Source organism: Methanomicrobium sp. (assembly GCF_055145805.1).
On the sequence record NZ_JBSREC010000100.1, the window covers coordinates 1 to 11,919 of the forward strand.

The 11,919-nt window shown below is 42.1% G+C and carries 12 protein-coding genes and 1 tRNA gene; 11 read left to right on the plus strand and 2 right to left on the minus strand.

The window, feature by feature from the left end:
• From argH to ACTB1O_RS09245, 5 genes are all read left to right on the plus strand, one after another.
• Positions 1 to 1,100: argininosuccinate lyase (gene argH / locus ACTB1O_RS09225; protein WP_462994845.1), on the plus strand; the 1,100-nt coding region annotated here is incomplete at its 5' end.
• A gap of 2 nt (positions 1,101 to 1,102) precedes the next feature.
• Positions 1,103 to 2,329, plus strand: coding sequence for a Glu-tRNA(Gln) amidotransferase subunit GatD (gatD, locus tag ACTB1O_RS09230; protein WP_462994846.1), 1,227 nt, complete (start codon positions 1,103 to 1,105; stop codon positions 2,327 to 2,329).
• The gene (gene gatE / locus ACTB1O_RS09235; RefSeq protein ID WP_462994847.1) at positions 2,319 to 4,151 is read left to right on the plus strand and encodes a Glu-tRNA(Gln) amidotransferase subunit GatE; all 1,833 of its coding nucleotides are present in this window, start codon (positions 2,319 to 2,321) and stop codon (positions 4,149 to 4,151) included. The genes gatD and gatE overlap by 11 nt, the downstream gene beginning before the upstream one ends.
• A 131-nt stretch (positions 4,152 to 4,282) precedes the next feature.
• Entirely contained in the window at positions 4,283 to 5,146 is an 864-nt protein-coding gene (locus tag ACTB1O_RS09240) for an ion transporter (RefSeq protein ID WP_462994848.1), read from the plus strand.
• Positions 5,147 to 5,418: 272 nt separating this feature from the next.
• Positions 5,419 to 6,471, plus strand: a complete 1,053-nt coding sequence (locus tag ACTB1O_RS09245) for a tetratricopeptide repeat protein (RefSeq protein WP_462994849.1) — start codon at positions 5,419 to 5,421, stop codon at positions 6,469 to 6,471.
• A 49-nt stretch (positions 6,472 to 6,520) separates the two neighbouring features.
• Here the strand turns inward: ACTB1O_RS09245 and ACTB1O_RS09250 are convergent, their stop codons facing one another.
• Positions 6,521 to 7,675, minus strand: coding sequence for a TIGR04083 family peptide-modifying radical SAM enzyme (locus tag ACTB1O_RS09250; protein WP_462994850.1), 1,155 nt, complete (start codon positions 7,673 to 7,675; stop codon positions 6,521 to 6,523).
• Between ACTB1O_RS09250 and ACTB1O_RS09255 the strand changes: the two genes are divergently transcribed.
• Genes ACTB1O_RS09255 through ACTB1O_RS09265 form a run of 3 tightly spaced genes read left to right on the plus strand, consistent with a single transcriptional unit; the run spans position 7,658 to position 9,505 of the window.
• Entirely contained in the window at positions 7,658 to 7,828 is a 171-nt protein-coding gene (locus tag ACTB1O_RS09255; protein WP_462994851.1) for a hypothetical protein, read from the plus strand. The two genes, ACTB1O_RS09250 and ACTB1O_RS09255, sit on opposite strands and share 18 nt — an antisense overlap.
• 9 nt (positions 7,829 to 7,837) lie before the next feature.
• Positions 7,838 to 8,170 carry a cupin domain-containing protein gene (locus ACTB1O_RS09260; RefSeq protein ID WP_462994854.1) on the plus strand — a complete coding sequence of 111 codons (333 nt, stop codon included), beginning with the start codon at positions 7,838 to 7,840 and terminating at the stop codon, positions 8,168 to 8,170.
• Positions 8,171 to 8,215: 45 nt separating this feature from the next.
• Positions 8,216 to 9,505, plus strand: a complete 1,290-nt coding sequence (locus tag ACTB1O_RS09265) for a Glu/Leu/Phe/Val family dehydrogenase (protein ID WP_462994852.1) — start codon at positions 8,216 to 8,218, stop codon at positions 9,503 to 9,505.
• A 26-nt stretch (positions 9,506 to 9,531) separates the two neighbouring features.
• On the opposite strand, the gene mmp10 is transcribed toward ACTB1O_RS09265, so the two are convergent.
• Positions 9,532 to 10,767 carry a methyl coenzyme M reductase-arginine methyltransferase Mmp10 gene (gene mmp10 / locus ACTB1O_RS09270; RefSeq protein WP_462994853.1) on the minus strand — a complete coding sequence of 412 codons (1,236 nt, stop codon included), beginning with the start codon at positions 10,765 to 10,767 and terminating at the stop codon, positions 9,532 to 9,534.
• A 115-nt stretch (positions 10,768 to 10,882) separates the two neighbouring features.
• Here mmp10 and ACTB1O_RS09275 point away from each other — a divergent pair.
• From ACTB1O_RS09275 to ACTB1O_RS09285, 3 genes are all read left to right on the plus strand, one after another.
• A tRNA-Thr gene (locus ACTB1O_RS09275) sits at positions 10,883 to 10,954 on the plus strand.
• Between the two features lie 571 nt (positions 10,955 to 11,525).
• Positions 11,526 to 11,738 carry a type II toxin-antitoxin system HicB family antitoxin gene (locus ACTB1O_RS09280; protein WP_278100085.1) on the plus strand — a complete coding sequence of 71 codons (213 nt, stop codon included), beginning with the start codon at positions 11,526 to 11,528 and terminating at the stop codon, positions 11,736 to 11,738.
• 3 nt (positions 11,739 to 11,741) lie between these two features.
• Positions 11,742 to 11,919 (plus strand): type II toxin-antitoxin system HicA family toxin (locus ACTB1O_RS09285; RefSeq protein WP_462994855.1); only part of this gene is annotated, 178 nt, incomplete at its 3' end.

An 11,919-nucleotide genomic window follows, 5' to 3' on the forward strand; every position in this document is an offset into this window, starting at 1 on the left:
TTCTTGAGATACTTGGTGAAACAGCAGAATTAAGGCGCGAACTATTGAAACTTGCAGGTGAAAATCTCAATACATTTATGCCCGGATTCACCCATCTCCAGTATGCCCAGCCGACAACGCTTGCGCACTACTTCATGAACTATGAACAGGCATTTGGCAGGGATTTTGAAAGGTTCGGCGACTCTTACTTAAGAGTTGATCTCTGTCCTCTTGGTGCTGCGGCATTTGCATCAACAGGATACCCGGTTGACAGAGAATACACAGCAGAGCTTTTAGGATTCTCAGGCGTTTTGGAAAACTCAATGGACTGTGTATCAGGTCGCGACTTCTGTCTTGAGACAATTTCCGACTGTGCAATACTGATGACAACACTTAGCAGGATGTGTGAGGAGTTAATCCTCTGGAGCTCATCTTTTGCCGGATTTGTAAATCTGGACGATTCCTACTGCTCAACAAGCTCGATTATGCCGCAGAAGAAAAATCCGGACTGTGCAGAGATTATGCGTGGAAAGGCAGGATCTGTGGCAGGCGCACTTGCGGCATCGGTTGCCCTTATTAAGGGTCTTCCGATGAGCTACAACCGCGATATGCAGGACTTGTGGCCGCATCTGTGGAGAGCGGTTACGGACACAAAATCGTCTGTTAAAATAATGACAGGGATGCTGAGAACAGCAGAATTTAACAAAGAGAGGATGAGAGATGAGGCAGGCAAAGGGTTTTCAACCGCAACCGAGCTTGCCGATGTCATGGTCAGGGAATACGGACTTCCCTTCAGGACTGCACACGGAATCGTCGGCCGTGCAGTGAGACTTGGAAAACTTGACCTGAAAACTCTTGAAAAGGCAGCTCTTGATATGGCGCAGATATCCCTAAAGGAGAAAGGCATGGATGAGGATTGCGTCAGAAAAGCTCTTGATGTTGAATTTTCAATAAACGAGAGGACTGCAACAGGAGGGCCTGCACCAAAGGCAGTCAAAAAGAGCATTGAAAAACGCAATTTTGCCTTAAAAGAAGATGCAGACTGGATAATGAACCTTAAAGAAGGAATAGATAATTCACAGAAGATGATGATAAAACAGGCAGAGGAGTTGATTGGATAACAATGGATACAGGCGATAAAGTTCTCTGCAGTTATGCAGGAAGCGAGATAAAAGGGACATATATAACAGAAAGAGACGGCAGGGCAGTCTTAAAACTTGACAACGGGTACAACATCGGAGTTGAACACTGCTCCCTAAAGTTAATTGAGAGTGAAAAACCGGCCGCATCAGTCCCGAAAAAGATTGAACAGAATGAAAAACTCCCAAAACTCTCAATAATATCAACAGGAGGAACAATTGCCTCAAAGATTGATTACAGGACAGGAGCTGTCACAAGTCAGTTTGAGGCGGACGATATCCTCCGTGCAATCCCGGGATTAAAGGACATTGCGCACTTCAACGCACATGTGCCCGCAACTATTCTCTCGGAAAATATGACGCCTTCCATCTGGAAGACTCTTGCAAGGACTATATATGACGAAATTCTGGCAGGTTCAAAGGGGATTATCGTAACACACGGAACGGATACACTGGCATACTCCGCCGCTGCCATCAGTTTCATGGTCAAAACCCCGGTTCCTGTCGTCTTTGTAGGTTCACAGCGTTCTGCTGACAGGCCTTCAAGCGATAATGTGATGAACGGCATGTGCAGTGCAAAAGCAGCATTATCAGACCTTGGAGAAGTTGTGGTTGTCATGCATGCAACCACAAACGATGACTACTGTGCAATTCACAGGGGAACAAAAGTCAGGAAGATGCACACATCAAGACGTGATGCATTCAGGAGTATTAACACAAAGCCTCTTGGAAAGGTGGATTACCCCTCGCTTGATGTAACACTAGGAGATGATGCTGTCAGAAGAGGAGAGAATGAGGCGGCACTCTTTGATGAACTTGAGGAGAATGTCGGACTCCTGTATTTCTATCCGGGAATGTCACCTGATATTATCTCCGCCTTTGCCGGTTACAAAGGCCTTGTTATTGCAGGAACAGGTCTCGGACACACATCATCGGTATGTATAGGTGCCATTAAAAACCTGACAGAGTCAGGAACTGTGGTTGTTATGACATCACAGTGTTTAAACGGCCGGGTCTGCGACAGAGTCTATGATACAGGCCGCGATCTTTTGGATGCCGGTATAATTGAAGGCGGGGATATACTCCCCGAGGTTGCATTTGTAAAACTCATGTGGGTTTTGGGACAGGAAAAGAATCTGGATAAAGCAAAAGATCTTATGGCAACCGACCTTCGCGGCGAGATGAGGGGGTGCACACCTCATGGATTATGAAAAGATAGGCCTTAAAGCCGGAATTGAGATCCACCAGCAGCTTGATACAAAAGAGAAGCTCTTCTGCCGCTGCCCGACAAAACTTCGCGACGTCTCTGAGAGAGACGGCGAGTTTAAGAGATATCTTCGGGCAACGGAAAGCGAGATGGGCGAGATCGACAGAGCTGCAAAAGAGGAGATGAAAAAGCAGGACAGGATTTATACATACTACGAATACGATACCACCTGTCTTGTCGAAAACGATGAAGAGCCTCCGGCACCGATGAATCCTGAAGCCATTGAACTTTCACTGACACTGGCAAAGATGATGGATATGACACCTGTCGGGCAGATTCATGTGATGAGAAAGCTTGTCATCGACGGGTCCAACACAAGCGGTTTTCAGAGAACCTCACTTGTCTCACTAAACGGAAAAATTCCGGCCGGAGCAGGAATAGAGTCAATATGTCTTGAGGAAGAGGCGGCACAGCGTGTGGAAGGAGATATCTTCTCACTCGACCGTCTTGGAATTCCGCTTGCCGAAATTACAACAGCACCTGACATGAAGACTCCCGAGCAGGTAAAGGAAGTTGCGGCATATATCGGGATGCTCCTTCGCTCAACAGGTCGTGTAAAACGCGGTCTTGGTACAATCAGGCAGGATGTAAACATCTCAATCCGTGACGGTGCAAGGGTTGAGATAAAAGGTGTACAGGACTTAAATCTTATTGACGAGGTTGTAAGACGCGAAATTACAAGACAGCAGAGTCTCCTTTATATCCGTGATGAACTTAAAAAACGCGGAGCTTCTGTATCGGATGAAGTATTTGATGTAACAGAACTCTTTGCAGATACCGGCTCTGCAATTTTAAAGCGTGCAAAATGTATTCTTGCAGTACGCCTTTTGGGATTTAACGGACTTGTCGGATATGAGATTCAGCCGGGAAGAAGACTTGGAAGTGAGATGTCTGATTACGCCAAAAAATGCGGAGTCGGCGGTCTTTTCCACACAGACGAACTTCCGGCATACGGCGTTTCTGAAGATGAGGTTACAAAACTCCGCGAGTTTACAAACGCTGAGCCGCAGGACTGTGTAATTCTGGTTGCCGATACCAAAAAGAAGGCACAGTGTGCGATAGGACAGATCAAAATGCGTGCTGAGATGGCATTCTCAGGTGTTATTGAAGAGACCAGAAAGATGCTTGAGGAAGGCTCAACTTCGTATATGAGACCCCTTCCCGGCGCTGCAAGGATGTATCCGGAGACCGATGTTCTGCCGGTTGAGATTACAGATGAATACTGGAATTCTCTTCAGATACCCGAGCTTATAACAGCAAAAGAGAAGCGTTTTGCAGAAGAACTCGGCCTTGACCCCGCTCTCGCCAGAAATATGGCATATTCTGTTAGATGTTCATTATTTGAGCTTGCAATAGAAAAAGGCGTTAAGCCGAATCTTGCCGCAAGAACACTTTACTCTACCTTAAGAGAGCTCAGACGTGACGATGTGGATACAGCTGCCCTTTCAGACGATGACATTGTCAAAATTATGCTCGCCGTTGAGAAAGGAGATGCTGCAAAAGAGGCAGTTCCGGATCTGTTAAGAGCAGTATCAAAAGGTGACAGTGTAACGTCCGCAATAGAAAAAATTGCACCATCTGTTTCTGAAGAGGAATTATCAGAGGTTGTCGCGGCTGTAATCGCTGAAAGAGCTGACTTTGTAAAAGAGCAGGGAATGCGTGCACTCGGGCCTTTGATGGGCGTTGTCATGAAGGAATTAAGAGGCCGTGTTGACGGAAAAGTGATAAGCGAAGCCCTAAAGAACGAACTCAAAAAAGTTCTCTGAAATTGAGAGCTTTTTTTTATTTTCATTTAATTCAGAAATCCCAAATTGCTGATTATCGTTGAGTATTCAATATATCATTCCGTATTAAGAGGATTACTCTTTATTATTCATAAGTTAATTATCAATATGGAATGTTAAAAAAACAAATCTATGATTCTCTTGATTTAGGTGAAAATCCAAGTAGATTTGCAATAATTATCAATGTATTCATAATTGTTCTAATAATTGTAAGTACAATCTCAGTTATATTTGCAAGTGTAGCCAATTTTTTCAATCCAGAGATCTTTTTAGCAATAGAACTTTTATCAGTAATTGTATTCACTATCGAATATGTTTTGAGAGTTTGGTCCTGTACAGAGAATGAAAATTTTAAAAAGCCAATCACTGGAAGAATCAAATATGCACTTACACCCCTTGCGATAATTGATTTTCTGGCTATAATGCCCTTTTATCTTCCATTGTTTATAGGCGTGGACCTCAGAATATTAAGAATATTAAGGCTTTTAAGAATCTTCAGATTATTTAAGCTTGCAAGATATACCAGATCATTTGATTTGCTTAAAAAAGTCCTAAATCGCGAAAAAGAAGCATTAGCTATAACATTTTTCATTCTCTTTCTGATAATCATTATTGCTTCGTCAATGATGTACTATGCAGAAAACAGTGCTCAACCAGAAGCATTTTCATCCATTCCTCATGCAATGTGGTGGGCAGTTGCTTCCTTAACGACTGTGGGTTATGGAGACATCTATCCTATTACGCCAATTGGAAAATTGATGGCCAGTGTTCTTGCCCTGATTGGAATCGGTTTTGTTGCATTACCAACAGGAATAATATCTTCGGGATATATTGAAGAAATAAAAAATTCAAGGGAACAGGAAAGTGACACGGATACCATTAAAGAACTTGAAAGAATTGCTTCACTTCATAATGATGGGCATATAACAAAAGAAGAATTTGAAAAATTAAAAGACAATATAATGAAGAAAATATAATTTTTTGCTGAAAACTTTATATGCCCTGATAATAACCAGATTATATGAAATGTCCATCCTGCGGATTTGAAGATAACGGCAATTTCTGCTCAAATTGTGGAAATCCACTAAATTCCAAAGATGAGAAAGAAGAGATTAAACCTGTTTCTAATGAATGGACATATTGCTGTCCGGTATGCAGAAACTCTTCATTAAAATATGAATTACAAAAGAAATTTTTAGGTCTCTCTTCAAATGATTCCTTTTTTTGCTCTGAATGTAAAGCCAGATTTGTGAAATCAAATGACAAATATAAATTAACATCGGTATCTGACAAAAATCATGAAATCTGGAACAATTACAGTAATAAAGCATTGACTGAGGATGAATGGAACAAAATTGCACATGGAGGAGTGTCTGATGAAAAACAAAAAGAGATCGATATTAAAAGATATTATTCAGAACTTAGTCAGGGAATTGTGGATTTAGGTTCAAATCCAAATAGTCCGGTTATTTTGAAAAAAAATGAAGAACATGTGGTTTCAATAATTGATATAACTCTAAAAGAACCCAGGGCAGTCAGAAAAACCTCTGGTGGTTATGGAGGGCCAAGAATACGTGTTGCGAAAGGAGTTTCATTTAATTTAGGTGCATTTAGTGCATCAGGAGAATCACATGATGAAATCCGGGATATTGATGCCGGAATTCTCACCATTACATCAAAAAGGATAATATTTTCAGGCTCAACAAAAACAACAAATATTCCTCTTGAAAAGATTATTTCCATAAACCCATATATTGACGGGATAGGAATTAATCGAGAAAATAAAGAGAAAATGCAATATTTTGTCGGACTACCAAAAATAGATAATACCATTGAAGTTGAGGGTAGAACACATAATATACCATTCTCCGGTTTGATGCTTATGAGCATAATTGAGGGTTTAATAAACAGGATAAACAATCCTGAAACCATCAATCTCAATGAGAGTAATAACAATTCAGATTCTAATCTGCCAAAATCAGCTGAAGAAAGAAAATTCAATATTCAGGTTGAAAGAAATCTAAAAGGAAAAGATCTTGAAAAAAATGGTGAAACTGATGAAGCCATTAAACTTTATGAACTGAATATTGCCGAAGGCTTTGAAGGAAACCATCCATATGACCGTCTTGCAATAATTTACAGAAAGAAAAAACAATACTCTGAAGAAATAAGAGTTCTTGAGAGAGCAATATTTGTCTTTGAAAATTATGCATCATCAAAACGACCTGATGTTTCCCCAAAACTTGAAAAATTTTATGACAGACTTGAAAAGGCTAAGATATTAAAAGAAAAAAATGAGTGATTTTAATATTGAATTCTTTTTTAGGTGATTGAGAAAAAAACTCTGTTTCTTATTTTTCCATCACGATTTTGTGAATAAGAGCGGTAACGCCCGGTTTTGCCCTTCTTCTGCGGGAAGAACCGCCCATTCCGGGCGGAGGGGATTCAAACATCTCGGTGTTGAGCCTGTCTGTTATCTCGTCAAATATTCGTTTGTATGCAGGACAGTGAGGGTCGACGGCTTTTACCTCGCCGTTTGTCGGCGCAATCGCATTATACGGGCATCCCCCGCGGCAGTATTTGATATGGGGGCAGTCCGCACAGTTTTCATCCACGAAATCCTTAAACTCCTGCATGAGCTTCCATGCCCGGGATGATTCAAGATCCTCCATTGACGGGTTGTAATGCACATTTCCCATTACATACTCAGGCATTCCGACAAAACGGTAGCAGGGGTATATTCCGCCGTCGGGGCCGATTGCAAATGTCGTTCCCATGCAGTCCGCAAACGTGCATACATTGCCCCTTCTTGTAAATACACACCGGCAGAGGTCGTTTATATTCATAATCTCGGCCCGGTTCATGTGCAGAAGTGCCATATCCAGAAGATAGACCAGTAGTTCGCCGTACTTTTCAGGCTCAAGTGCATATTTTTCAGGTTCATTATCCCGGAGGGATGGCAATGCCGGGTGAAGTTTTAGGGTTAAGTTGTTGTCCATGAAAAATTTGAAGATCTCTTCTCTTCTTTCATACGAATCCGCAGTGAATGTACATATGAATCTTACATCAAGTCCGTTTTCGGTTGCGATTTTATATCCCTCAAATGTCCTGTCAAAATATCCCTCACCTCTCTGGGAATCGTTGATCTCTTTTGGTCCGTCAATACTTGAGCCAACCGGAATATTGTATTCCGCAAATATCTTTGCCAGTTCCGGAGTCATCCGCCAAAGATTTGTCTGGATGGCGAAGGTAGGGTCAAGGTGGCGAAGTCCGTCTGAGAGAAGAGGCAGTGCCTCCCTGTAAAATTCCAGACCTGCAAGAAGGGGCTCTCCGCCATGGAAGGTCACTGTAACCTGATAATCGTGCAGTTGCTTTAACCATTCAACTGTTTTCTTTACAGTATCAATGGTCATAACAGGAGAATCCTCCTCAGAACTCCAGCAGTATTTACAGTTTGCGGGGCACCCGAGAGTAGGGATGAGCATTACATGAAAGGGACTTTTCATCAGGATATTTTTGGTATTGCATTAAGTATAATTTTCCTTTATGCAACGGAATTAAAAGAAGGCACCAGAGAGCTTTCCGATATTTTATCCGGCATAGCTTTATGCACGATTCGGGCATATGAACAATCAGGCAGTCAAAAGGAGGAGATGTAATTGATAGTTATGAAGAGTACGTCTGATTTTCCTTTGCAAAAGAATCCTCACAATGTGAATTTAAGGAAGATTTACGAGACTAAACATGCAACCGCAGTTGAGATCACCTTAAAACCCGGAGAATCTCTAAAAAAGCACAAAACACCGGTTGATGTTTTTTTCTATGTTCTTGAAGGAACGGCTGTTGTCGAGATTGGAGATGAGAGAGAAACTGCAACAAAGGATATGATAATTGAGAGTCCTGCAAACATTCCGCACAGGTGGATAAATGACACAGGAGAGATATTCAGGGTTCTTGTTGTCAAAGTTCCTACACCTGTAACTGAGACAAAATTACTCTGAATTTATTAAAAATTATTTTTGAAATTTATGATTTTGGGGGAGATTATGGCAGAAGAAGAAAGCCTGTTTGAATCCGTAAAAAGACACATATACAAATGTTCGGTTGAGCTAAAACTTACCAAAAATGTAGAAGAGATCTTAAAGAAACCTGGAAGAGAACTTCATGTATCTGTTCCCGTCAGAATGGATGACGGGACGATAAAATCCTTTCAGGGATTTAGAATCCAGCACAATAATGCAAGAGGGCCGACAAAGGGGGGAATAAGATACCACCCGGATGAAAACAGCGATACAATACGCAGTCTTGCAGCGATTATGACATGGAAATGTGCCCTTCATGATCTGCCTCTTGGAGGAGCCAAGGGAGGGATTGTATGCAATCCGAAAGAGATGTCTGAAAGTGAGCTCGAGCGTCTTTCACGTTCATATATACAGTCGATGAGGCATTTCATCGGGTCTGATGTTGATATTCCTGCACCTGACGTATATACAAACAGTAAGGTCATGGCATGGATGCTTGATGAGCACTCTAAATTTATAGGCAAAACAGACTTCGGTGCAATTACAGGAAAGCCAATCTCACTCGGAGGTTCAAAGGGAAGGGAGGATGCGACTGCAAAGGGAGGATGGTTTGCAATACGTGAGGCTTCTAAGGAGACAGAACTCAATCTCAATTTTGGAGGGGATTTGGGGGATTCCATCCCGGCGGAAAAAACCGTAACCGTAGCTGTGCAGGGTTTTGGAAATGTTGGTTATTTTGCCGCACATTTAGGAAAGGAGCTTGCCGGATGCAGAGTTGTTGCGGTAAGTGACAGCAGGGGCGGGATTTTTTCAGAAGAGGGTCTTACCCCTTCTGATATTATGGTTCACAAGAAAAAAACAGGCTCTGTTTTAAACTACCCCAATACTAAAAACATCTCAAATGCCGAAATTCTTGAACTTGACGTTGATATTCTGATTCCGGCCGCACTTGAGAATGTTATTACAAAGGACAATGCAAAAGATGTTAAGGCAAAGATACTTGCAGAATTTGCAAACGGCCCTGTAACAGCTGAGGCGGAGGAAATTCTTCTTGAAAATGGTGTCCACATTATTCCCGACATACTCTGCAACGGAGGCGGCGTTATCGTCTCCTATTACGAGATGGTGCAGAATCTCAATATGGATTCATGGAGTGAGGAGGAGGTCAGCCGGCGGCTCAACAAAAAGATGACGCAGGCCTTCGGGAGTGTTACCAAAAAAGCAAAGGAGAACAATATATCCTCAAGACAGGCAGCTTACACGATTGCTGTTGCACGGGTTGTTGAGGCTATGGAATTTCGGGGATGGGTTTAAAAAAAAGACATCTTATTCACTTCCCCTTATTTCCCATACATATTAATGAGCCTTATCAGGTCGGAAAAACCGTCCATCTCCATCTGGAGAACGCCGTTTTTATCCATCCCCATGCTCATCTCTGCATCGGCTGTGAGCATGTCAGGCCCTCTTATTACAGTCCGCGTTACTCCGTCAGCAGAGAGGACTTTTTCTGCTTCTTTTTCATGGACAAAGCATCTTCCGGGAATGATTACCGTTTCACTGAGACGGGAAAGGTCAATATCTTTCAAATCATCTATTGTGATAAGGCAGGCAATCTCTTTTTTCGTCCCGTATACCCAGGATTTGTTCCCGCATGCGTCTAAAATCTTCTGAATGGGACGTGCTGCTATGCTTCCTGTTATTACGGTTGCATCCTTTTCCACCCGGGGCATCTTCTCAAGAAGATCTGTTTCATCCATTATAGCAAACGGCGATCCAATCTCAGGGTCCCCGAGAGGTGTTCCGTTTATCTTAAAATTATAGCGTGAGTTTAGGGATACCACAAGTTCGGCAAACTCTCTTACAGTGTGAACTCTCTGACCCTTAATTATCGGCGCATTTCCAAGTATTAATCCCTGATCAATGCGGTTTGCAAACCTCATCAGAATCAGGCCCTTAACGCCGCACCCTTCAAGCCATCTGCACATCTCCTCTAATTTTTCCCCGTCATTTACGCCTGGAATTATGAGTGCTGCGGCATAAACATCTATTTTTTTGCAGAGTCTTTCAAAGAAATCAAGTGATGCCTCAGGAGTGGGATCACCCATGTAATCTGCCCGAAGCCGGGGATCATTCGAAAAAACTGTAAATGATACCTCAGATAAGCCGTTTTCGACCATGTAGTCTGCAAGTTCGGGATCGTCAAAACCCTTGCCGCTGGTGTATCCTATATGTATCGGGACTTCCATGCTGCCAAGTATCTCCATTAAATCCTTAATTTCAGGGTAGCATGACGGGTCACCTCCGCCGCTTATTGTTATTTTTTCAAGATCGCCGTCCATTAACTGAAGATTTGCAAGAATATCATCTGCCACATCACGCAGCGGTTTGAATCCCTCATATTTTTCCCGGACTCCGTTGGTGCAGTATTCGCAGCCCTTTGTGAAGGGAAGACAGTATTTGCATCCGAAAGGTTCGGGTTCATCCTCTTTTCCGAGGCGCTTGAAGTAACAGTATTTGCAAAAACCCCGGCAGTCTGCCCCGGGGCTTCCTCCGATATCAACAGTAAGATGCGCCATAATTAATCCTGAATATTGTTTTGTTATTTTGAGGGATTAAATAATGGGTTTTTTGTGCTCTGAATAAAAGTTAAAACGTCAGGTTTTTTAAACTGAACATCCAACATTAGTAGGCGCCTCAGTGGCTTAGCGGCATAGCGGCTGATTTGTAATCAGCAGGTCGGGGGTTCAATTCCCTCCTGAGGCTTTTTTACGATTTTTAAGAAGTTCTTTTTTGATTTTAAGCATTTTTCTATTATATTTACATCATGAATTCACGGTTTTAATTTTTCAGGTTTTCTCTGCATGGTCTCACCTAATTCTGATGATTTTTTCCAGCTGTTCGTTTTTGTGTCGCTTGGAAAATTCGAGGGGATCTGGGTCTCACTAAAAGAATTTTAAAATCCCGGTCGTCACTTTTACCGGCATTTCCCAACCATATTTTCCCATGACTATCACACTTCCCGATCCTCTAATGAGTGCAGCGGTTATCCCCGGAATCGCGGGTAGCAGCCCGAATCACTGCAAAAAGTTCTCAGATCAGATGTGCAGGCTTCTCATGCCGTATTTTATACGCCAACGGCCATTAAAAAAAGAGAATTTATTCCTCTCCACCTTAAGCTCCTAACGGAATGAAATAATGAAAACAGTCAGATGTATAACACAGACCCTTAATGCCTGCATAACAGATTTTTTATTGCAGAAATCGTAATAATACATTACCAAAAAAACTTAAACGGATTTTAGTTGAAAACTCAAAACAGGTGAGATCAGGTCATATGAAATTCAGAGTTATTATAGAAATGGACGAAGATGGAATCTTTGTCGCCGAATGCCCGTCCCTTCCGGGTTGCATATCTCAGGGAAAAACCAGAACCGAAGCACTTGAAAATATAAAAGACGCTGCAAAAGGGTACCTGGAAAGCTTAAAGAAGCATAATGAACCAATCCCCCCGTCAATATATGAAGAAACTGTAGAAATAACTGCCTGAGATATGCCAAAATTACCTGTATTATCTTACCTTGAAGTAATAAAGGCACTTAATAAAACAGGTTATAATATCGACCATCAGACCGGGAGTCATATTATCCTGAGGCAGGATAAAGAACCCTATCGAAGGCTTACTATTCCAAACCACAAAGAAATTTCAAAAGGAACAATAAACAGCATCA